The 21,362-nt window shown below is 67.5% G+C and carries 19 protein-coding genes and 1 pseudogene; 6 read left to right on the top strand and 14 right to left on the bottom strand.

Features of this window, described 5'->3' with window-relative positions:
* Both QOZ89_RS34610 and QOZ89_RS34605 read left to right on the top strand, forming a co-directional pair.
* Positions 1-877: acetyl-CoA hydrolase/transferase C-terminal domain-containing protein (locus QOZ89_RS34610; RefSeq protein WP_312627975.1), on the top strand; the 877-nt coding region annotated here is incomplete at its 5' end.
* Positions 878-923: 46 nt separating this feature from the next.
* The gene (locus QOZ89_RS34605; protein ID WP_312627973.1) at positions 924-1,688 is read left to right on the top strand and encodes an enoyl-CoA hydratase-related protein; all 765 of its coding nucleotides are present in this window, start codon (positions 924-926) and stop codon (positions 1,686-1,688) included.
* A gap of 13 nt (positions 1,689-1,701) precedes the next feature.
* Here QOZ89_RS34605 and QOZ89_RS34600 read toward each other — a convergent pair whose 3' ends face one another.
* From QOZ89_RS34600 to QOZ89_RS34590, 3 genes are all read right to left on the bottom strand, one after another.
* Entirely contained in the window at positions 1,702-2,442 is a 741-nt protein-coding gene (locus QOZ89_RS34600; protein WP_083418210.1) for a FadR/GntR family transcriptional regulator, read from the bottom strand.
* Positions 2,443-3,158: 716 nt separating this feature from the next.
* Complete coding sequence (locus tag QOZ89_RS34595; RefSeq protein ID WP_071047188.1) at positions 3,159-4,352, bottom strand: acyl-CoA dehydrogenase family protein; 1,194 nt, start codon at positions 4,350-4,352, stop codon at positions 3,159-3,161.
* 62 nt (positions 4,353-4,414) lie between these two features.
* Entirely contained in the window at positions 4,415-5,017 is a 603-nt protein-coding gene (locus QOZ89_RS34590) for a hydroxymethylglutaryl-CoA lyase-like TIM-barrel protein (RefSeq protein WP_071047190.1), read from the bottom strand.
* A 213-nt stretch (positions 5,018-5,230) separates the two neighbouring features.
* Here QOZ89_RS34590 and QOZ89_RS34585 point away from each other — a divergent pair, with 213 nt between their 5' ends.
* On the top strand, positions 5,231-6,031 hold the full coding sequence (locus QOZ89_RS34585) for an enoyl-CoA hydratase/isomerase family protein (RefSeq protein WP_071047192.1): 801 nt from the start codon (positions 5,231-5,233) through the stop codon (positions 6,029-6,031).
* Here QOZ89_RS34585 and QOZ89_RS47760 read toward each other — a convergent pair.
* Positions 5,949-6,371, bottom strand: a complete 423-nt coding sequence (locus QOZ89_RS47760; protein ID WP_083418211.1) for an acetyl-CoA hydrolase/transferase C-terminal domain-containing protein — start codon at positions 6,369-6,371, stop codon at positions 5,949-5,951. The genes QOZ89_RS34585 and QOZ89_RS47760 overlap by 83 nt on opposite strands.
* Before the next feature lie 58 nt (positions 6,372-6,429).
* Between QOZ89_RS47760 and lhgO the strand changes: the two genes are divergently transcribed.
* The gene (lhgO, locus tag QOZ89_RS34575; protein ID WP_071047193.1) at positions 6,430-7,626 is read left to right on the top strand and encodes an L-2-hydroxyglutarate oxidase; all 1,197 of its coding nucleotides are present in this window, start codon (positions 6,430-6,432) and stop codon (positions 7,624-7,626) included.
* Between the two features lie 99 nt (positions 7,627-7,725).
* Here lhgO and QOZ89_RS34570 read toward each other — a convergent pair whose 3' ends face one another.
* From QOZ89_RS34570 to QOZ89_RS34560, 3 genes are read right to left on the bottom strand one after another with little or no spacing between them, the layout of a single operon-like run.
* Positions 7,726-8,478, bottom strand: a complete 753-nt coding sequence (locus QOZ89_RS34570) for an SDR family NAD(P)-dependent oxidoreductase (protein ID WP_071047195.1) — start codon at positions 8,476-8,478, stop codon at positions 7,726-7,728.
* Entirely contained in the window at positions 8,475-9,929 is a 1,455-nt protein-coding gene (locus tag QOZ89_RS34565) for an aldehyde dehydrogenase family protein (RefSeq protein WP_071047197.1), read from the bottom strand. Before QOZ89_RS34565 ends, QOZ89_RS34570 begins: the two co-directional genes overlap by 4 nt.
* Complete coding sequence (locus QOZ89_RS34560; RefSeq protein ID WP_312627969.1) at positions 9,926-11,107, bottom strand: iron-containing alcohol dehydrogenase; 1,182 nt, start codon at positions 11,105-11,107, stop codon at positions 9,926-9,928. Before QOZ89_RS34560 ends, QOZ89_RS34565 begins: the two co-directional genes overlap by 4 nt.
* Before the next feature lie 632 nt (positions 11,108-11,739).
* Here QOZ89_RS34560 and QOZ89_RS34550 point away from each other — a divergent pair.
* Both QOZ89_RS34550 and QOZ89_RS34545 read left to right on the top strand, forming a co-directional pair.
* A pseudogene (locus QOZ89_RS34550) lies at positions 11,740-12,096 on the top strand (IS110 family transposase); the annotation flags it as partial.
* Between the two features lie 163 nt (positions 12,097-12,259).
* Positions 12,260-13,093: an LLM class F420-dependent oxidoreductase gene (locus QOZ89_RS34545; protein WP_071047202.1), complete on the top strand. Its 834-nt coding sequence runs from the start codon at positions 12,260-12,262 to the stop codon at positions 13,091-13,093.
* Here the strand turns inward: QOZ89_RS34545 and QOZ89_RS34540 are convergent.
* From QOZ89_RS34540 to QOZ89_RS34510, 7 genes are all read right to left on the bottom strand, one after another.
* Entirely contained in the window at positions 13,043-14,509 is a 1,467-nt protein-coding gene (locus QOZ89_RS34540) for an MFS transporter (protein WP_198543097.1), read from the bottom strand. The genes QOZ89_RS34545 and QOZ89_RS34540 overlap by 51 nt on opposite strands.
* Positions 14,506-14,910 carry a universal stress protein gene (locus QOZ89_RS34535; protein ID WP_198543098.1) on the bottom strand — a complete coding sequence of 135 codons (405 nt, stop codon included), beginning with the start codon at positions 14,908-14,910 and terminating at the stop codon, positions 14,506-14,508. Before QOZ89_RS34535 ends, QOZ89_RS34540 begins: the two co-directional genes overlap by 4 nt.
* 39 nt (positions 14,911-14,949) lie before the next feature.
* Entirely contained in the window at positions 14,950-15,885 is a 936-nt protein-coding gene (kce, locus tag QOZ89_RS34530; RefSeq protein ID WP_071047203.1) for a 3,5-dioxohexanoate:acetyl-CoA acetone transferase, read from the bottom strand.
* 241 nt (positions 15,886-16,126) lie between these two features.
* On the bottom strand, positions 16,127-17,029 hold the full coding sequence (locus QOZ89_RS34525) for a mycofactocin-coupled SDR family oxidoreductase (RefSeq protein WP_071047205.1): 903 nt from the start codon (positions 17,027-17,029) through the stop codon (positions 16,127-16,129).
* 81 nt (positions 17,030-17,110) lie between these two features.
* Positions 17,111-19,054: a hydantoinase B/oxoprolinase family protein gene (locus tag QOZ89_RS34520; protein ID WP_071047207.1), complete on the bottom strand. Its 1,944-nt coding sequence runs from the start codon at positions 19,052-19,054 to the stop codon at positions 17,111-17,113.
* A 15-nt stretch (positions 19,055-19,069) separates the two neighbouring features.
* Positions 19,070-21,103: a hydantoinase/oxoprolinase family protein gene (locus QOZ89_RS34515; protein WP_071047209.1), complete on the bottom strand. Its 2,034-nt coding sequence runs from the start codon at positions 21,101-21,103 to the stop codon at positions 19,070-19,072.
* A 9-nt stretch (positions 21,104-21,112) separates the two neighbouring features.
* Positions 21,113-21,337, bottom strand: a complete 225-nt coding sequence (locus QOZ89_RS34510; protein WP_071047210.1) for a hypothetical protein — start codon at positions 21,335-21,337, stop codon at positions 21,113-21,115.
* Positions 21,338-21,362: the final 25 nt, after the last annotated feature.

The raw sequence follows: 21,362 nt of genomic DNA, 5'->3' as shown, positions 1-21,362 counted from the left end.
TCGTTGCGGGGGGGTGGGTTTCCCCCCGCCCTACCGGTGTTGGGGCGGGCCCACCCCACTCATGCCCTACACCTTCGGCGACAGCGTCATCCCAGCCTCCGCGCTGGACGTCATCGTGCACGACGAGGCAGAACTTCCCGTGCTCACCAACCGGCCGGCCGGCCCTCGCGACCGAGCGCTGGCCATGTCCGTTGCCGAGACCATCCCCGACGGGGCCCTGCTTCAGGTGGGCGTCGGCGTGCTGCCGGACGCGGTGATCGCCGGACTCGTCGATCTCGGTCGCAGGAATCTACGGCAGTTCTCCATGCTCACAGACTCGTTCCTCGAACTCGTGAAGCATAGGGCGCTGACCGACGAAGGGCCGCAGGCCATCGTGGGCGAGATCGTCGGCTCGTCGGCCTTGTACGACTACGTCCGGGAAAACCGCCGCGTCACCATGGCGGACGGCCGGCGCACCCACGCTATGAAAGGGCTGCTCGAGCGGAAGGGGCTGGTGGTCCTCGGTTCGGCACTCGAGGTCGACCTCCTCGGACAAGCCAATCTGGAGGTCCGGGGCGGCGCGCAGTTCAGTGGCGTGGGCGGTGCCATGGACTTCGGCGTCGCCGCGGCGACGTCTCAGGCGACCGCGGACTCGGTCATCATGCTGCATTCGGCGACCGCCGACGGGACCAGTCGCATCGTCCCGCGACTGTCGGGAGGCATGGTCTCCCTCCCCCGAACGCTGGTACGCAGGGTCGTAACCGAACACGGTGCCGCGGTGCTGGACAGCGCGTCCGCTCGCGAACGCGCCGAGCGGCTCGTCGCGGTCGCCGACCCCGCGCACCGGGACGAGCTCGCCCGGCACCTTCGGGCTAACCCGGCGCTGTTCGGCGCGTGACGGCGGCCCAGTACCCGGCGGCCGCGACCGGAAGGAGGCGCGACAGGTGGCGACAGACGCCATCCTCGTCGAATCGAGGATCTCACATGTAATGCTCGTGACCTTGCGAAACCCGCCCGTCAACGCTCTGACGACGGCGATGTACCGCGAACTCGCCGAGGTCTTTCGGGCCGCGGGTTCGGGCGACGAACGCTGCGTCGTGCTGTACGCGGAAGGTCAACGAGCCTTCTGCGCCGGCGGGGACAAGAACGAGGTCGTCGACCTGTCTCCGACTACTGCGCTGGCGCGGGCGCGCATGGTGCGGGAGTGCTTCGCGGCCGTCCGTGACTGCGATCTGCCCGTGCTAGCCGCCGTCGGCGGTCCCGCACTCGGCGCCGGCGCCACCTTGGCCGCCTCAGCGGACATAGTTGTCGCCTCGGACAATGCCGTCTTCGGGTTGCCCGAAATCGACGTAGGCGTCATGGGAGGCAGCAAGCACATGAGCCGCCTCGTCCCGGCGACCGTACTGAGGTGGATGGCGCTCAGCCGTGAACGAATTCCGGCGGCGGAAGTGGCTCGATACGGCGGAGTTGTGCGAGTGACCTCCCGAGAGTCGTTGCTCGACGAATCCATCGCGATGGCTTCCCAGATCGCCCGGAAGGGGCCGCAGGCGGTGCGGCTCATGAAGGAGGTGCTCAACCTGACCGAAGACCGCGACCTCGCTTCCGGCCTTCACGTCGAGCAGCTCGGCACCGCGATCATGAGCGCTCTTCCCGAGTCGAAGGAGGCGGCCGCCGCCACCAGACAGCATCGGCGTCCCGACTTCAGTTGACGTCCAACCAGGTCTAGAGCCAGTCGACGACCTGGTCGACGATGTCTCCGTTCCGCTGCTCGAAGTCGCGGACGATTCCCTCGAGATGCTTCCTCATGCTCGCCTCGGCACGGTCCTGGTCGCCGTCGATGATCGCGCGGGCGATGTTGCCGTGGGCGCGGAGATGGAGCTCGTTCTCACGCTCTGGCAGCGAGTTCAAGGAGTACATGTCGAAAATCTCGCCCATAGACCTATCGAACATCGCAAGCACCTGGTTGCCGCAAATACGTCCGATCATCTCGTGGAACTCGAACGCGAGCCGCAGGCTCTCTTTCGGAGCGGCGACTTTGGCCATGGCCAGGTTATCTTCGAAGCCGGTCGCGTCCGCCGCAGTGCAGTTCCGGGCCGCCAGCCTAGCCATCATCGGCTCGACGACCAGGCGCGTCTGGACGAGGTCGCCGAACGTGGCTCCCATCGCACGGTAGTAGAACGTCGCCGTCCGGGCGAACTCTCGCGCGGTGACCGCGGCGATACGAGGCCCTCCGCTCGGCCCCGGCTTGATCGTGATCAAGCCGTGAACCTCCAGAATGCGGAGCGCCTCTCGGAACGTGCCGCGACTTACCTCGTACTCTTTGAGCATCACCGCCTCGGGCGGCAGCGGCGTTCCCGGCGGCAACTCGCGCTCGACCACGTCGGCTAGGATCTCGCGGGCGACGTGCTCGGCACGCTTCAGCGACCGGCCTGCGATCCGGCCCATCAGCACAGCCCGTTGCATGCGGAGCCTCCCGTCCTTGATTCTCGATGAATCATTATCCTAGTACTCCGGGCCGAATTTTGTGATCTTCTGGATCTGGCGGGCTGGGGTTGGGTGGCCGGGCTGGCCTGAGCGGCGCGTCGGTGTCCGAGCATGAAGAGGCGACAGGTGATCATTGCGGGTTTGGGGCGATTCTCGAAGATCGGCCGGTGGTTGTACCACCCCAGCGTAGACCTTGACAGGTGGCGATCAGAGGTCGAGGCCCTCGCAGCCCAGATCGATCGCTGTTTCTCCCGCGTCGAGTCCCGCGGGCGGGCGCGGTCGTTCCTGCACGGCCTGATGGCGCCGACCAGGCCCAGACTCCACCCAGACTCCGCCAGGCGCTACCCGCCCCCTACCAGGTCGACATCTAAATCGAGAACGCCCGCCTCGTCCCCGTATCCTGGGACATGGCACAGATGTACAGGCCCCAGCGACGAAAGATCGCTAGACAGGTTAGCCTTGCCGGGTTGGTCTTTGCGAAGGTTGCCGCGCCAACACGTTCGACGCGGAGACGTCTGACGCCACGCGCTTGACGGTGCGTCGGCCGACAGTGGTCGTGATCGAGAAGAGGGTCGGCGCTGCCGGCGATCAAGTCGGCCGCACCACCCGGCTCCCGCGTCGAGCGGTCCCGCGTCAGCCACGACACCACGGACCGGCTCGGCGCCAACCCTGTTCGTGGCCTGAACCTGGAGAAATCAGTACGACTTCGGCAGACCCAGCTTGTTCTCGGCGAGGTAGGCGAGAATGAGTTGCGGCGTCACTGGCGCGATTCGGCACAACTTGACTTCCCGCCAGAGCCGCTCGACGTGGTATTCGCGTGCGTAGCCGTACCCGCCGAGCGTCTGCATGGCTTCGTCCGCGGCTTTGAAGCCGTATTCGCCACCCAGGTACTTGGCTATGTTGGCCTCCGCACCGCATTCTTGACCGGAGTCATAGAGCGCGGCGCCCCGCATCGCCATGAGCCACGCGGACTCCAACTCGGCGTAGACCTTCGCCAGTGGGAACTGGATCCCCTGGTTCTGGCCGATCGGCCGGTCGAAGACGATGCGTTCTTTGGCGTAGGAGACAGCCATCTGCAGAGCGCCGCGGCCGATGCCGATCGCCTCGCTGGCCACCAGGATGCGCTCGGGGTTCAGCCCGTCAAGCAGGCAGTGAAAGCCTCGGTCCACTTCGCCGACGCGATGGGAATCAGGGACGACCAGGTCATCGATGAACAGTTCGTTGGAGTCCACGGCGGCGCGTCCGGTCTTGTGGATCTCACGGACGTCGATCTTCGACCGGTCGAGGTCGGTGAAGAACAGGGTCAGACCGCGCGACTTCCGGGCGGGATCCCGTTCGCTGGTGCGGGTCAACAGCAGGATCTTGTCGGCGATCTGGGCGGTGCTTATCCACACTTTGCGTCCGCTGACGACCCAGTCGCCGCCGCGCCGCACCGCCTTCGTCTTCAATCTGGTCGTGTCGAGCCCGACGTTCGGCTCGGTGACACCGAAGGCCACCTTCATCCGCCCGGACGACACCTCGGGCAACACTTCGCGGCGCATCTGGTCGCTGCCGTGTTTGACCACGACGTTCGTTCCGAACACGTTCATGTGGATGGCACTGCTCGCGGTCAGTCCGCCGACTTTGGCAATTCCCTCCAGCATGACAGCGGCCTCGGAAATCCCCAGACCGGCGCCGCCGTACTCCTCTGGCATCGCGACACCGAGCCACCCCTGCGCGGCCGCGAACTCGAAAAATTGATGCGGGAATGTGGCCGTCTCGTCGCATTCGTGCCAGTAGTCGAGACCGAATTTCGTCATCCCCTCGGCCACTGCCGCACCGATCGCCTGCTGGTTCTCCGAAAGAGTCCACGAGGTTGCTTGCGTGGCCGTCTCACTCAACGCCGTCATGCCCCTGTCCTGTCCCTTGAACGGTCACTGTTGTTGCTCGTTTGGAAACGCCAGCGCGCAGCTCACGTCGGCGCGCCGAGCCCGGACCCGGTGCGGAGAACCCGAGCTCTAGAGCTGACGCCCGTCATACGCTCCTGCAGGCGCCCGGCTTCCCGCAGAGCCGGGACATCGATCTCCGTGGCCACTCCGGCTCGCTCGAGCGCGACCACGAGGTCCTCGGTCGCGACGTTGCCGGTTTCCCCGGAGCGGTTCTGCTCAACGGCGCTGGGTTCCCCGCCGAGACCGCCGAGGCTGGCGTCGACCATGGAGGTCCCGCTCTCCACGGCTGCCCACGTGTTGAGCGGGCCGGTGCCCCGCGTGTCGTCGTCGGTCCGTCCAGGCAGGCGCAGCACGGCCGCCGCGTAGTTCGTCGCCACCTCCGGGAACCAGATCGCCCCAGGCATCGTGTCCTCAACCAGCGCCCGGTGCAGCTCGGTCGAGGTCAGCAAGTCGAAGTGGCGCCAAGCCTCGAGCCAGAACTCGTCGAGGTTCTCGACCGACCAGGTGCGGAGCGCCTCGTAGTCGGGAAGATCGACACCCCGTCCTCTCAGTCGATCAGCGAACCTCGTGAGCTCCGACGTCGTCCCTGGTCGTGGCCGCCAGAGCACGTCCGGCGTCTGGGTCATCCTGCGCCATCTCCATCCAGGGTGGGAAGCCGACGAGTGAGGTGAGCTGCGCCCGCGAGGGGCGGCCCTCGCGGGCGCAGCTTGTATTTAGTATTATCATTACGAGTGAATTCGTCAACGTGTGCGGCCACGCAAGCGGTGCCAGGTGCACCCGTGTGGTGCGTCAGGCGGCTCCGTGAGCCGAACCCGTTGCCACGTCTGCGAGGAGGCAGCATGACCGACCCGCTCCAGGAACTTCCGCCCGACGTGCTCTACCAGGTCAGCGGGCACGTCGCGCGTGTGACGATCAATCGAGAGCCCAAACGAAACGCGATGTCATTCGGCACCATCCGAAACCTGCGTGAGGCGTTTCGGCAGGCGGACGAAGATCCGGGGGTACGGGTCGTCGTGCTCGGCGGTGCCGGCGACACGGCATTCTGCTCCGGGGCGGACCTCGGCGGGCTCAGAGGCGCCAAGGACGGTGCCGAGGCCGCACACGCCGGACGCGGTCATCTCGCCTCGCTGTTCACCGAGATGTACGAGCTCGGCAAACCGACCGTCGCGCGCGTGCAAGGGTACGCTCTCGCCGGCGGCTTCGGCCTGGCCCTCGCCTGCGACTTCGTCGTCGCCTCCGAACGCGCCACGTTCGGGGCGCCAGAGGTGAACATCGGACTGTGGCCCTACATGATCTCAGTTCCGCTGGTCAGGTCGATGCGACCCAAAGACGCCCTCGACCTCATCCTCACCGGCCGTCGAGTGACGGCGGCCGAGGGCCGTGAGCTGGGTTTCGTGAGCCGGCTGACGTCTGAAGACGGCCTCGACGCGACGGTCGACGAACTGGCGGCGCGGCTGGCCACCCGCTCACCAGGGGCCATTCGGCTGGGACGGCCCGCGTTCTACCGGATGCTCGACCAGACCTCGGCCCAGGCGCTACCGGAGCTGCAGGCCATGCTCACGGTCGCGACGTCGTTGCCCGACGCCGCCGAAGGCGTCGCCGCCTTCCACGAGAGGCGCGAGCCTGTCTGGACCGAGTGACGGCGCGGGCCCGGCTGGCGTCGTCCTCCGCACGACGCCACTGGGTCGCGAGCTCCGCACGGTGGTCCGGGTGCGCCACCTCGAGGAGGCGGTCGGCATGTTCCCGCGCGGTGCACCCTCGAAGGTCGGCGATCCCGTACTCGGTGACGACAACGCAGAAAGCGCGTGGGTCACGTTGCCCGGCGCCATCTGAACCGACGGATTGCCGTCGACGAACTCGTAGAGGCTGGCGCCGCCGATGATCTCTCCGACGAGTGCCGGCCTTCCGGCGGCACCGTTGCGCCGTACCAGGTCGAGTCCGCCCTCGGTCAGGATCGAGTGGAGTGTGATGCGGCCTCAATTTGTTATGATGATTCTATTTGATAGAGCCTGTTGAGGCCGGACGTCGAGGAGCGAAAGTGGCCGAGTACGACGTGGCCGTGGTGGGCGCAGGGATCGTTGGTCTGGCGGTCGCGCTGGAGGTCTCGAACCGCAGAGCCGACGCGTCGATCGTGGTCGTCGAGCGCGAAGCCGACGTGGCCGCGCACCAGACGGGGCACAACTCCGGGGTCATCCACGGGGGGATCTACTACGAGCCTGGTTCGCTGAAAGCCAAACTGTGCGTTGAGGGCGCGGCGTTGATGTACGAGTTCGCCCAGGAGCAAGGCATCGCGCACGAGAGGTGCGGCAAGTTGATCGTCGCGGTGCGACCGGACGAGCTACCCCGACTCGACGAACTCGAACGGCGCGGAGCGGCGAACGGCGTACCCGGCCTTCGTCGTGTCTCCGGCGACGAGATCCGGGACATCGAACCCAACGCGACCGGCATCGCCGCGCTGCACGCCCCGAACACCGGCATCATCGACTACACCGACGTGTCCCGGGCGATCCGCAAAGAACTCGAAGGCAAGGGCGTCGACTTCCGCTTCGGCGAGCAGGTCCGTGAGATCACCCAAGGCACTGAATGCCGCCTGCGCCTGCCGCACGGCACGGTGACCGCCAAGCAAGTGATCGTCTGTGCGGGGCTATGGTCGGACCGGCTGGCCCGACGGTCGGGTGCACCTGCGAACCCGCGCGTCGTCCCGTTCCGAGGGGTCTACCTCCGCCTCAAGCAGACCGACCGTCCGGTCGTCAACGGGATGGTATACCCGGTCCCGGACCCGACGCTGCCGTTCCTCGGCGTACATGTAACGAAGCACGTCCACGGCGACGTGATGCTGGGCCCCACCGCCATGCTCGTGCCGTCGCGCGACGGCTACCTGTTCCGCCGGGCACGACCCCGTGACATCTGGGACACCGTCAGCTGGCCAGGCACCTGGCACGTGGCACGCACCTACTGGCGCACCGGGATCGACGAGATCCGGATGGCGACCAGCAAGCGAGCGTATGTCCGGGCGGCAGCGCAGTACGTCCCGTCGTTGACCCGGTCCTCGATCGACGACTCGTTCCACTCCGGAGTACGCGCCCAGGCAGTCGACCGCGACGGCACGCTCGTCGACGACTTCGCGATCTCTCGGACCGGGGCGGTGTCGCATGTGCGCAACGCGCCCTCGCCCGCCGCCACCTCCGCGTTCGCCCTGGCCCGCGAACTCGTGGACCGCATCGACCGCTCGTGATCCGGCGCCTCGACCGCGACCGAGCGACTGTCACAAAGCGTCCTTCATGACGCACGGCCCCAGCCGACCAAGTCGGCTGGGGCCGTGCAACGAGGTTGCCTAGGAAGCTAGCCAGCCGCCGTCCACGACAATCTGCTGACCGGTCACGTACGACGACGCGTCCGACAGCAGAAAGATGGTCGCGCCACCCAGTTCCGCTGGTCTGCCCAGCCTCCGCATCGGGATGCGACCTTCGATCCGGCTCAGTTCGTCGGGCTGGTCGAGGAGATCGGCCGTCAACGCCGTGCGGAAGTAGCCAGGCGAGATCGCGTTGACGCGGACCCCCGAGGTGGCCCACTCGGCGGCGAGTGTACGAACCACCCCAAGGACACCGGCTTTGGACGCGACGTAGGCCAATGCGCGCGGAAGGCCGATCGAACTGCCGAGCGAGCCGACGAACACGTGACTGGACGGCACGTCATCTGCGCGGTGCCGCATCAGTTCGCGTGACAGGACGATCGGCGCCTCGAGGTTGACCGTCAGCACGCGCCGCAACACTTCGTCGTCGAAGTCGCGCGCGTCCGCACGGTGAGTGACCCCTGCCGCGTGCACCACACCATGCACCTGCCCGGTGCTAAGTTCCCGGGCGAGGTCAGCAACGGCGTCGAGGTCGGACAAATCCGCACGACGCACGCACGCCGTCCCCCCGGCGTGCTCGACTGCCGCGGCCGATTCGGCTAGCTGCGACTCGCTACGCGCCACCAGCGTCACGCGAGCACCTGCTGCCGCTACCGCCTCGGCCATCGCCCGCCCGAGCCCGCGGCCCGCGCCGGTGACGACGACGTGTCGGCCCGCGAGGTCGAACAGGTTCACAACGCACGCACTGCGCAGGTCTTCGTCCGCGTGTAGAAGGCCAACGCACCGAGGCCCTGCTCCTTAAAAGGGGAACCGGACAACTTGAATCCCCCGAATGGGTGATGAACGTCCCAGCCAGAAGTGGGTAGGTTGACGGCCGCCTGCCCCGCGTCGATGTCCCGCAGGAAGGTGTTCGCGGCGGACATGCTCTTGGTGAACAGCGCGGCCGAAAGCCCGTACTCCGAGGCGTTGGCGAGTTCGACCGCTTCGTCGAGAGACGAAACGGCCAGCACGGCGACGACGGGGCCGAACACCTCCGTCCGCCAGATGGTCATGTCGGCTGTCACGTCGTCCAAGACCGTGGGCAGGACGTAACACCCCTTTTGGAGGACCTCGCCCGCGCCGACGGTGCCGCCTGCGGCGATCGTGGCGCCCTCTGCGCTCGCAGTCGCGACGTGCCCGATGACGTCGGACTGCTGGCGACGGCTCACCATCGGCCCGACGACAGTGCTCGGGTCCAGGCTCGGGCCGGCGGCGTAGGAGTTGGCTACCGCGACCAGACGCTCGACGAAACTGTCCTTGACGGAGGCCTCCACCAGGACCCGACTCGTCGCCGTGCACCGCTGGCCGGCTTGGGCGAACCCGGCGGCGGCGATCGTCTCGGCCGCGAGGTCGAGGTCGGCGTCGGCAAGGACGATGGCCGCGTTCTTGCCGCCCATCTCACACTGGACTCGGATGTTGCGTCCGGCGACCTTCCGCTGAAGATCGAGACCGACGCCCGTGGACCCGGTGAACGTGATCGCGTCGATTTCTGGCGAACCGACGAGGTCCTCGCCGATCTCGCCGATCCGACCGGTGACGGTTGTGATCGCCTCTGGCGGCAGGCCAGCGTCCACCAGTGCCCGGGTCAGCTCGAGCGCTATCGTCGGCGTGTCGGACGCCGGTTTGAGAACCACTGCATTGCCCGCGGCGAACGCCGGCGCAAGCTTGCGCGACGGGGTGAGCAACGGGTCGTTCCACGGAGTGATCGCGAGCACCACGCCGACGGGCTCGTGCCAGACGCTTGTGGTGGTGTCCGGCCGTGCGTCGTGGATCAGGTCGCCGTAGGGCAGCCGCGCGACCCCAGCGTAGAACTCGAAGAACTCGGCGGATTTCCCGACCTCGCCCGTGGCTTCGGCCAAGGTCTTGCCGTTCTCCTGGGCAAGGAGTCTCGCGAGCTCGCTCGCCCGGTCGCGCAGGATGGCGGCGGCCCGAAACAGAACGCGCCCACGCTCGAGCGCATTGGTACGACCCCAGATCCGGGCGCCCTCGCGAGCCGTCTTGTAACCCTCACGGACGACGTCCGCTCCGAGTGCGGGCACCCGCGCCACGACCGTGTCCCAGTCGGACGGGTCGTGCACGTCGAGGAGGGTACCGGATCCTTCCCAACGCCCGCCCACGTGGGCGTTGTAGGAGCGGGTCTCGGTCATGCGAGCTCTCCCATCGCAGTCCAGGCGCCGCGGAGGTCTCCGGTGCGCAGGTGTTCGAGCAGGACGCCGAGCCGGACCGACTCAAGAGGAACAGGGTTGGTCGGTCGCGGGTAGTCACGGACGACGGACTGGGCGAGGAAGGGAATCTCCTCAGCGGCGGTGCCGTAGGCATCGAGGTCGGTCGGCAGGTCGACGAGCTCGGTCAGCGCCCGCACCGCCTCGGCGACGTCGCGCAACGTGGCGTCGGACTGGCCGAGCACGCTTTCGGCCAGGGATTTTCCGTCACGGGCCGACATCGTCTGGTTATAGGCGAGGCAGTACGGAAGCGCGATCGCGCAACCGACCCCGTGCGGCAGGTGGTGCCGAGCCGCGAGGACGTAGCTCAGCGAATGGCCGAGCACCACGCCCGCGTTGAGCGAGACACCGGCCAAGAACGAGGCGTACAGAAGCTCGGACCGCGCCTTCGGGTCGCCTTTGTGACCCGCGGGGAGGGCGGCGAAGATCCGTCGCGCGGCCTCGCCCGAGAAGAACCACGTCAATTCGTTCGACGTACTCGACATCATGGACTCGACGGAGTGGGCCAACGCGTCGAGCGCCGTCGCCGCCACGACCGGAGCGGGCAGTCGTTGCACGAGGGCGTCGTCCAGGACCGCGAGCTCCGGTACGAACTGACGGGACAACACCGCGCGCTTGGCTCCGTCTACCGCGAACATGGCGACGCGAGTCGCTTCCGCGCCGGTGCCGACCGTGGTTGGCACCATCACCAGCGGGCCGAGCCCCGGCACCAGTGGCGCCGGACCTTTCAGGTCCCGCAGCGGTGTGCCGGATGCGACGCTGTAGGCAACTAGCTTGACCGTGTCCAGAGCACTGCCGCCTCCGATTCCGACGAAGGCGACGGGGTTGGTGGCTGCGGCGGCGACCGCAGCCCGTGTGACGACATCGACGTCGGGCTCGCCGATGACGTCCGCGAACACCTGGGGCTCGTAACCAGCTTTGGCAAGGCCTTCCAGTAGATCGGCGTTCAGACCGTTGGCATGCACGATGCTGTCCGCCACCACGCATATCGCGCCCGTCGGTACGCCCCGGGCGCACAGCAGGTCGCCGACGTCACCTGAAGCACCGGCGTACCGGGTGAGCTGGCCCGGGAAGAGGAACTCTGAGATGTCGGATCGCGTCACCGTAGCACAACCCTTCCTCAACCATCATAATAGTAATCTTTTTACTACCTGGCCGACCGTTACCGAGCCATCGCGACCCCACCGTCCGGCCGACCGAATTCGCCGAGCGACCGGTCTGGGAGCCGCTGCGGCGGATGCGGCGCCCCTGCGAGCGCGGCGTAGCGCTCCTCGGCGACCGCTCAGCTGCCGTCGTGTCACCGTCAGCCACGACCGGCAGGTGCGGACAGTCGGACGGCGCACCGTCGGATGCACTCCCTCACGCCAGGTGCGGAGACTCGTGTCGGGTACGAAGACGAAGCCAATCTCTCATATTAGTTAGACTCTTTGCAAGGTCTCCGCGGCTGACCGCTTCAGGACGTCGTGCACGTGGCGAGTCGTGCCCACCCGTGGGCCGTCAGGGCGGGCGACGCCAAGAGCAGACTCCGCCGGCTCGGGCAGTCTCCGGCGGCGACAGGGGGCTGGGCTGGCAGCGGCCACGACGCCGTTGGCGGCGCGGCCGCGCTTGCCGATGTACCGGCGAGAACTTCCGGCGCAACCTGGCCATCGTCGACGCCGTCACGGCGATCGGCGCGGAGATCGGCGCGACCCCTGCGCAGACCGCCCTAGCCTGGATTCTCACCCGCGGCGACGACATCGCACCCATTCCCGGCACCCGCCGTGTCGCCCGCGGCGTGGACGTGGCCTACCTGCCCGGCCTGGCGATGCGCCGCATCGCCGACCTGCATCCCGGCGAATCGAAGACCGACGCCCGCCACGACTACGTGATCGCGGACGCGGCACGAACGCTGCCCCACACTCTGCGCCGGGTCGGCACCGACGACGACGCGCTCGCCGGGCTGACCGTGCTCGTCGGCTACGACAGCGACCTGGCCGCCGACGCGACCCAGCTGTCCAACCGGCTCCGCGACGCCCTCCTTCACATCCACACGGCCGGCGAACGCCTGCTGGGCAGCCACATCCACCGGCCCGGCGTCCTCGGGCTGCTGGCCGCCGCCCTGACCCCGGCCGACTGGTCCCGGCTCGGCTCGGGGTAGCACGTTCGGGCTCAGCGCAAAGCCACGCTGACGCGGCCCGCGCCGCACCCAGGACAGTGCGGCTTCACACTATGCTGATATCTATCAGTATGAATAGCAATCAGCTCCTGGAGGCGTGATGGAGATCGGCATCTCGGTGTTCCCCACCGATCGGACGATCGGGGTCATAGAACTCGCCGAGCAGGTCGAACAGCGCGGCTTCGAGTCGCTCTGGTTGACCGAGCACACCCACATCCCGGTCTTCCGGGATCCGGACAGCCCTGCCGGGGGAGATATCGCGGAGCACTACAAGCGCACCCTCGACCCGTTCGTGGGGCTCACCGCCGCCGCCATGGTCACCAATACCCTGCGCCTCGGGTTCGGCATCCTGTTGCTCGTCCAGCGCGATCCGATCACCACTGCCAAAGCTGTCGCGAGCCTCGACCAGGTGTCCGGCGGCCGACTCATGTGCGGTGTGGGCGCCGGATGGATCCCTGAGGAGATCGCCAACCACGGCACCGTTGCCAGGACCCGGTTCAGACTGATGCACGAGCGAGTGCTCGCGATGCGCCGGCTATGGACCGACGACGAAGCCGAGTTCCACGGCGAGTTCGTGTCCTTCGACCCCGTCTGGCAGTGGCCCAAGCCCGTTCAGCATCCGTTCCCCTTGTACATCGCCGGAAACACGACGAACAGCATGGAGCGCGTGGTCGAGGCAGGCGAGGGCTGGTTCCCGGTGGGCAACAAGTGGTCGGAACGTGCCCGTCTGGTCCAACAGGTCGCGGAGTTCCGCGACCTGTGCGAGGTCCGGGGGCGCGATCGCCTGCCGGTCTCAGTCTACTCACCGGATCCCGCACCCGATCCACTCGACGAGTTGCGTCAGGCAGGGGTCGATCGCGTCGTCCTCACGATCAGCCAGGAGTCACGGGAGGCCGCGCTGAGGGACCTCGACCTGTACCAGTCGCTTCTCTGAACGACTGTCGCGCCGTGGAAGGAAGAGCAGGCAGAGCGCGACGACCAGCAGCAGACCGCCGGCGTCGAGGGCCACCGAGGCCCGGCGCGTGAGCAACTCGGCGGGCGTCCGCCCCGATGCGTGCACCTGTCCCGAGATCGCGACCAGTGCAGCGAGCCCCACCGACCCGCCGAGCTGGTGGGCTACGTTGACGAGCCCGGACGCAGCGCCAAAGTTCTCACTGCCTACGCCGTCCATGGCCATAACGGTCAGCGGGGCCAGGGCTAGCCCCTGCCCAGCTCCAACGCAGAGGATCGGCAGCGCGATCGCCGTCAGGTACGGCTCAGAGGGCTCCAACCGGCTGAGCCAGAACATGCCCGTCGCAGTGATGGCGAGGCCAACCGAGAGCACACATGTGTTGCCCCACCACTTCGTCAGGCGCGGCACAGCGAGCGCCGTCACGATGTTGATCAGAGTCATGGGTAGAAAGGCGAGGCCTGCGGCCAGAGCGGAGTAGCCCAGGACGTCCTGCAGGTAACGCGAGACGAAGAACCAGAAGCCGAGCATGGCTCCGAGATACAGGAAACGACCCGCGTACGCCACGGAGCGTTGCCGGCTGCGGAACAGCGCGAGCGGGATGATGGGCTCCGACACCCGCTCCTCATTGACCAGCGTGGCCGTCAGCAGGAGCACCCCGGCGACCAGGGCGCCGAGCGTTAATGGGTCGGACCACCCCGAGCCGGCGGCACGTACCAGCCCCAGCACGAGCGCGGACATGCCGGCCGTCGATGCGAGCGAGCCTGCGAGGTCGAAGTCGCCCGGTCGGCGCGCCGTCTCGTCGATGCTCCGGAATGTCGCGGCGACCAGGACCAGCCCTATCGGCACGTTGAAGAAGAAGCCCGCCCTCCAGCCGACGGTGTCTGTCAGGAGTCCCCCGGCGACGAGCCCGAGCGTCGCCCCGAAGCCGGCGACGGATCCGTAGTACGCGACCGCTCTCGTCCGCGGTCGTCCTTCCGGGAAACCGACGGCGAGCAGGGCGAGGGTCGAGGGCGCAATCAACGCAGCTGCGACCCCCTGCAGAGCGCGTCCGGCGAGGAGTAGGGTCGGCGTCCCCGCGAGGCCGACGATCGGCGACGCGGCGACGAAGCAGAGAAGGCCCGCCACGAGGACGCGACGACGGCCGAGGATGTCTCCGGCACGAGCCCCGAGGAGCAACAGCCCGCCGAATGCCAAGGTATACGCCGACTGGACCCACGCTAGTCCGGCGGTGGTGAAACGCAGATCGCTGTGGATGCGGGGCAGTGCCGTGACGACAAGCGCCACGTTCATCACGATCATCAGGTAGCTGATCAGGATGATCGCGAGGAGTGCTCGCGGACGCGCTCCTGTTCCGGCGACGGAGGATGCGGGCGCGACGCGCGACGGGTCCGGTGTCACTGAGCCTTGACGGCGAGAACCGGACACGTAGCACCGAGCAGGATGCGCTGGGCATTGCTTCCCAGGATTAGCTTCCCCACCGGCGTTCGGTTACGGAGGCCGGTGCCCAGGTCGGCGTCCACCTCCGCGGCGATCGAGACCACGTCCTCGGGGACACTTCCACCGGCGGTCAGGGGTCGAACCCCGAACCGGACACCCGAGTCCTGTAGCAGGCGGGCAACAGGGTCCATGGCCTCATCGACCTCGACACCGTCGACGACGACGGAGCCACCGTCGGGCTTCGGGAAGACCACGAGGAGGAGGGCATCACGATGCCGGGCCTCCACGATCCCTCGCGCCAGTGTCGCCGCACCTTGCGGCGTGGGGACGTAACCGACCACGACCGGATTGCCGATGCTCACGTCGTTCCTCCCTCTCCAGACGGCCTCGATCGCTTGCCGCTACACCTTGATGGAGTCGCTGCCCTTGAGCTCCAGCATCTGGCGAGCATCGTCGGGCGTCGCGATGTCGTGGCCGAGTTCGTCGAGGAGTCGCGCGACCTTTGCGACCTGCTCGGCGTTGCTCTCCGCAAGCCTTCCCTGGGTCAGGTAGAGGCTGTCCTCCAGCCCCACACGGACGTTTCCGCCGAGGAGAGCGGAGGCCGTCGCGAAGGTCATCTGATGCCGTCCCGCACCGAACGCCGACAGGTAGTAGTCGTCGCCGAACAGCTTGTCGGCGATGCTCACCATGTGGGTCAGGTTGTCCACGTCGGGACCGATCCCACCGAGGATCCCGAAGACCGCCTGGATGAAGAACGGTGGCTCGGCCAGCCCTTTGTTGACGACGTGCGCGAGGTTGTAGAGGTGGCCCACGTCGTAGCACTCGAACTCGAAGCGGGTCCCGCGCTCTTTGCCCAGGCGGAGCAGGCTCGTCTCGATCTGGGCGAACGTGTTGACGAAGATGCTGTCTGCCGACCCCAGGACGTACGGCTTCTCCCAGTCGTAGCGCCACTCGCGCTCGCGCTCGGCGGCGCCGGCGAAGTTGAAGTTGATCGAACCCATGTTGAGTGATGCCACTTCGGGTTCGAAGACCAGCGCAGCCTCGAGTCTCTGCTCGACCGTCATGGTCATCGCCCCACCGGTGGTGATGTTGATGACGGCGTCGGTGTCGCGCGCCAGCGCCGTGACGAACGGACGGTAGACCTCCGGATCCGAAGCGGGGCGCCCGTCGACCGGATCGCGAGCGTGGACGTGGAGGATCGCCGCGCCGGCCGACACCGCCGCCAGTCCCTGCTCGATCATCTCGTCGGCGGTGACCGGGAGGCCGGGCGACATCGACGGGGTGTGCACCGACCCGGTCAACGCACAAGAAATGATGGTCTTGTGGCTTCGCCTCATGCTGCCCGTCCTCGCTCCATCGCCGGCAGGTGGTCGTGGTCGACGCGAACCTCGAACGCGCCGACTATCTCTGATTATCATAGAAATGAACTCACGCGTCGCGGGCGACCACTACGCCGTAAGGCTCGCGCGCCGTGTAGCCGAACTGCCCCGGAATACCTCCCAGCACCCGGCCTTCGCCCTTTCCGACGTGGCCCTCGTGGTACCAGGGATTCCCTTTGACGCAACAGACGTGACGGAATCACGCACCCAGCGACGGAACCTGCTGCTGGAGCTCCCACAACCGCGTTCCCACGAACGGAGTGATCCCCGGAGGCTGGATGCTGGTCCCCGCATCCACCGGCAACGCGATACCGGTCACGTACTTCGCCTCCTCCGATGCCAGGTAGAGGACGGCACTCGCCACCGCCTCCGGTTCGATCCATGGAACCGGCAGGAGGTTGAGCGACGTGGCCGGCCACTCCATGTCCTCGATAGTCTTCGTCGGGTCGTCACCGCAGAACGCCCTGACGTGGTGCGGGTTCAGGAACAGCGGCGTTGCGACCGCGCACGGACAGACGGCGTTCGCACGGATCCAGTAGTGCGCCAGTTCAGCAGCCAAGGTCTTGACCATGCCGATGAGTCCCCACTTCGCCGAGACGTATGCAGCCTGGTTGAACAGGCCGGTCAAGGCCGCGGACGAGGCAGTGACGGTGATCGACCCGCCGTTGTCGCGCAGGTGAGGGACGGCCGCCCGAGCCGTGCGCCAGACGCCCGACAGGTTGGTGTCGATGATCAGATCCCAGATGGCGTCCTCCGCCTCCGGACCCTCGACGGTGTGCGGAATGGTGATGCCGTGGTTGATGACGACCGTGTCGATGTGGCCGAGTTCGGCGACGGTGTCGGCCATGACGGCCCGCATCGCGGCAGGGTCGCGGGCGTCGGCCTTGAAGCTGAGGCAGCGCCGTCCAAGCGCCTCGACGGCCGCCACCGTCTCGGCGAGCTCGTCGACGGTACCCATGGGATAGGGAACGTCGGGGTACTGGGCGCAAGCATCGGTGATGGCGATCTCGGCACCCTCCGCCGCCAGGCGGACGGCATGCGCTCGGCCCTGACCGCGAGCACCGCCGGTGATCACGGCCACCTTTCCCGACATCCGATCCATCACACATCTCCTTCCATCGCAGTTCAGACACCCGCGGCGCGGGCCGCGAAGCAGGGACCGGCGTCGCCGCACCTGGGGTCCTCAGCTGAGCCTGGTCGTGCCCGCCTCGAGCTCGGCGCGCAGTGCCGCCGTGGCGCGGACGTCGACCTTCACGCCCTCGGGGTCGGTCTGCGGATCCCCCACCACGACGACGCCGTAGTCCCGCGCGGCTCCCGCGATCGACACGTACTCGTCCCGGACGTCCCGGGCCACACGCTCCGGGTCCCTCGTCAGTGCGGCACCCCAGCCGCCGCCGCCGTTGGTGCGATAGCGGAACATGGCTCCCGGCCCGGTTTTCCAGGTCGCGACACGCCCGAAGTAGGCGTACACCCCGTCCGGAGTCGGGAGGCGAGTGTCCGGATGGACGACGCCCGCAAGTGCGGTGGATCCCAGGTAGGACGAGTCCTCGATGCCCGGGAACGCGATATCCGCGGTTCCCTCCTGGTCGAGGATCCACACGCCGCCCATCCGGCCGGCATCACCACCGTTGACGCCTGTCCCAGAGGGAGCCTTGAACCGCAGCGGAGTCGTGTAGTGCTCGGCGTCGTCCAGGTAACGGACGTCCTTGATCGTCCCGGAACCGCCTCGGTGCCGTCCCGGGCCTCCGGTGTCCGGCACGTACTCCTTGCGCGCGATGACGACCGGCACGGAAGCCTCGATCCCCTCAGTGGCTGGTGACATTGTGTTCACGAAGTAGAGCGCGTTGTAGCCGTCTCCGTCGCCCTCACGGCTCGCGCCCCAGGCACCCCACTCACCGCCGCATTCGGACAGGCTCTGCCAGGTGGTGCCGTCGCCGCGCGTGCCCTGGGCGTTGTGCGTGCTCGTGGAGCCGTAGTCCCCCCCGATACTCCGGTCACCGAGCACGTCCTTGAGCGCCACGATGATGGCGGCGAGGATGGCGGACGACACCTCCCAGTAGAAGAAGATGGCGCCATCCGGGGGAAGCGCACTCGCGACCGTGCCAGGAGGGATCACCACATCGATGTGCCGGAAGCTTCCCGAGGTGAAGGGCGATCTGACACCGGTGGCCATGTTGAGCCCCACGCCGACCGCCGTCTTCGCGTCGAGGGCGCCGGCGTTGATGCAGGTCTGCGCCTGCCGGGACGAGCCGCTCAGGTCGACCTCGACCCGCGCACCCCGTTTGATCACCTTGACGACCACGTCGTACTGCTCGTCCGTGGCGTTGTCCGCGTCGAGGATGGCGGTCCCCGTGTAGTCACCGTCCGCAACGCTCGCGAGCGCGTCCGCGATCTCTTCGGCCGACCGGTCCGTGGCGAACCGCATCGATCCGAGCATCGCCGCGCGGCCGTAGCGCTCCACGCTCTCGCGGAACATCGACAGTCCTAGTGCACAGCTCTCGTTGATGGTGCGGATGTCAGGCAGGAGCAGCTGCCCCCAGCGCGCGTTGTCGAAGATGAGGCTGAAAGTGGACCGCACAGGCGTTCCCTGCGAGTACAGCAGGATGGGCGGGAGAACGAGACCGTTCTCGTACGAGTCGGTCTTCTTGGCGCCGAAGCCCCCCGGCACCGAGCCACCCATGTCGAGCTGATGGGCACGGATGACGATGAATCCGCTGATTCTGTTCTCGAAGAACGCCGGCGCAACGAACATCAGATCGTTCACGTGGCAGCCGGCGCGGTTCGGGTCGTTGGCTATCAGGAGGTCGCCGACGCGGAGGTTCTCGGGCCCGTACTCCTCCACCGTGTTGCGGACCGCGTCCGAAAGTGTGCCCAGGAAGAGGGCGAGCCCGTTGTTGACCGCGGGCATCGGGTAGTCCAGCTCCGGCGGTCCGACGACCGCCGTCGCGAAGTCGCTCATATACGAGATGATCGGAGAGAAGGCCTTGTGCAGAAGACCCGTCGCCATGTGCCCGCAGATGTAGCGCAGCCGGTTGCTGAGCACCGACGCGGTGAACCGGTCGCACCCGTAGGACTCCTGGAACTGCTCATCCTTGAGGTCGCGCAGGGCGACTGACGTGGTCGTCATGTGGGAGGAGTCCTCTCACCGCTCGCTGTTCGTATCAGAGGTGATGACGATTTCGCCGTACCGGCCCACCGTGGCCAGTTGCCCCTGGTGGACGTGGACGGTGCCGAGCCTCTCGCGGACGATGGCGGGTCCCCGGAAGGCGTCCCCGGCCCGCAGATCGGTGCGCTCGTACACGTCCGCAAGCTGTTCCTCGTCACCGATGAAACGCAACGGGGTGCTCGCGCGAGGCACGAGCGCCGCTCCCTCCCGGCGCGGCAGCACCGGATACTGAACCTTGGGTGTCGGCAGGATCGCGCTGACGCGATAGGTGGCGCCCTGGACCGGGATGGCCTCAAAGCGAGCGCCGGACCGTTCGGCGTACACGTCATGGAAGCCGGCCACCATCGCGGCGATCCCCTTGACGCCGAGTGTCCCGTCAGGAACGGGGATGAAGGGGGTCTCCCACGCCTGACCGAGCAGCCGTCCGTCGAAAGAACGCACGATGGTCGCGGTGTCGGCCTCGGCACCCAGGCGACTCCGCAGGGCGCTCTCGAGCTCCAGGTAGATCGCGTCGATTCCATCGGCGGCGGATTCGTCCAGCACCGTGTAGTGGCTACGGCTGTCGGTGAAGACCCGGTCCGCGGATAGCAGCCCCAGAGCGGAGAAGAGGCCGGCGTGCGGAGGCACGATGACGCTTCGGGCGTGGACGAGCTCGAGGATCGCGGGAAGCAGCATCGGTCCTGCCGCGCCGTACGCCACCAGGTCGTAGTCGCGGGGATCCACTCCCGCACGCACGATCTGGTTGAAGACGCCCTCGGCGATGTTGTGGACCGCGATCCCGTAGGCGTGTGCGATCCGCTGCTCCACGGGACTGTGCGTGTCCAGTTTCTCGAAGGCGCGCCAGGAGGCGTCACGATCCAGGAAGCCGGAGGCGAATCGGTCCGGGTCGATGATCCCTACGAGAAGGCAGGTGTCCGTGGTCGTGGGCTGGACTCCGCCTTTGCCGTAGCACGCGGGACCCGGATCCGCCCCGGCGCTCGCCGGCCCGACCACGATCTCTCCCGTGGGGCCGACCGAGACGATGCTGCCGCCGCCCGCTCCGATCGCGTGCACCTGGCTGGAGAGCGTGTTCACGACGAGGTCGTGCTCGATTTCGAAGGTCGTGTCGACGGTCGGTGAACCGTTGCGGACGATGCTGATGTCGCAGGAGGTCCCGCCGATGTCGGCACAGACGAGGTCGGACCTGCCGATCAGGCTGCCGAAGTACGCGGCGGAGACGGCCCCGGCAGCAGGGCCGGAGAAGACGATCCGGCTGGGCACGTTCATGGCGTCATCCACCGGGGACAGCTGGGCGGCACAGTCCGCGAAGTTCATCTGTCCCCGGAAGCCGACCTTCTCCAGGCCGTCCTGGAGCAGCTTGGTGTACGGCCCGTAGACGATCTTCATCGTGACGTCGATGACCGTGGTGGACGCGCGAGGGTACTCGCGGGCGAGTGGAGAGACCCTGCTCGAGACCGAGACCGGGATGTCTCCCAGGACGGCGCGGACGAGTTCCGCCAGGCGCTCCTCGTGCGCGCCGTTCACGTACGAGTTGATCAGGCAGATGGCGATCCCACGGACGCCGCAGCGACCAAGCAGCTCGATCTCGCGACGTGCCTGGTCCTCGTCGAGGTCCTGGTAGACCCGCCCGTCGGCCAGCGTCCGCTCGCTGGCTCCCCGGCGCAGGTAGCGCGGCACGACCGGTGCGGTCGAGTCGCCGAAGGACCGCCGCCAGTGCGCGTCTGTGACCGCGTCATTCGGCCGCCAGCTCTGCGCCATGTCCAGCACGTCACGATGGCCGGCCGTGGTCAGGAATCCGACCTTGGGTAAGTTCCTGGTGAGGATGGCGTTGAGTCCATGGGTGCTGGCGTGGTTGAACACCGGCGCCTCCGGCACGTTGACCAGGTCTGCGCTGGCCAGCACGGACAGGTGCGTGTCACGCACGTTCGTCGGCACCTTGTAGGCCCGGATCTCGCCGTCCTCGACGGCGATGATGTCCGTGAAGGTGCCGCCGACGTCGATGCCGATCATTTTGCCTCCTCAGACCGTGTCGGACAGCAGCTGGATGTAGCCGAGCAACGGACCCCGCTCGCGGGCCACCGAGTGCAGGCAGGCCTGGCACTTGACGACGTCGAACCACCCGCGCTCCTCGAGCACCGGGTACGACGCGAGCTCGGCTGCCCCGCACGCGGGACACGTCCCTGGGGCCGGGGTGCGGTCGACACTCAGGTGGGTCTGCTGCGGTCGAGGATGTGCAACGGTCATGGCGAACTCTCCCTGGGACAGAACG

The sequence above is a fragment of the Pseudofrankia coriaricola genome (assembly GCF_032027725.1).
Classification (GTDB): domain Bacteria; phylum Actinomycetota; class Actinomycetes; order Frankiales; family Frankiaceae; genus Pseudofrankia.
The sequence above is the reverse complement of the archived record's forward strand: the minus strand, read 5'-3'. Positions and strand labels throughout refer to the sequence as shown.

What these genes read in the sequence shown, in the direction of transcription:
- kce (WP_071047203.1), bottom strand. Translation starts at nt 15,885, where the DNA reads ATGAGGCGAAGCCACAAGACCATCATTTCTTGTGCGTTGACCGGGTCG.
- QOZ89_RS34595 (WP_071047188.1), bottom strand. Translation starts at nt 4,352, where the DNA reads ATGACGGCGTTGAGTGAGACGGCCACGCAAGCAACCTCGTGGACTCTT.
- QOZ89_RS34545 (WP_071047202.1), top strand. Translation starts at nt 12,260, where the DNA reads ATGGAGATCGGCATCTCGGTGTTCCCCACCGATCGGACGATCGGGGTC.
- QOZ89_RS34510 (WP_071047210.1), bottom strand. Translation starts at nt 21,337, where the DNA reads ATGACCGTTGCACATCCTCGACCGCAGCAGACCCACCTGAGTGTCGAC.
- QOZ89_RS34520 (WP_071047207.1), bottom strand. Translation starts at nt 19,054, where the DNA reads ATGACGACCACGTCAGTCGCCCTGCGCGACCTCAAGGATGAGCAGTTC.
- QOZ89_RS34525 (WP_071047205.1), bottom strand. Translation starts at nt 17,029, where the DNA reads ATGGATCGGATGTCGGGAAAGGTGGCCGTGATCACCGGCGGTGCTCGC.
- QOZ89_RS34515 (WP_071047209.1), bottom strand. Translation starts at nt 21,103, where the DNA reads ATGATCGGCATCGACGTCGGCGGCACCTTCACGGACATCATCGCCGTC.
- QOZ89_RS34565 (WP_071047197.1), bottom strand. Translation starts at nt 9,929, where the DNA reads ATGACCGAGACCCGCTCCTACAACGCCCACGTGGGCGGGCGTTGGGAA.
- QOZ89_RS34585 (WP_071047192.1), top strand. Translation starts at nt 5,231, where the DNA reads ATGACCGACCCGCTCCAGGAACTTCCGCCCGACGTGCTCTACCAGGTC.
- QOZ89_RS34590 (WP_071047190.1), bottom strand. Translation starts at nt 5,017, where the DNA reads ATGACCCAGACGCCGGACGTGCTCTGGCGGCCACGACCAGGGACGACG.
- QOZ89_RS34600 (WP_083418210.1), bottom strand. Translation starts at nt 2,442, where the DNA reads ATGCAACGGGCTGTGCTGATGGGCCGGATCGCAGGCCGGTCGCTGAAG.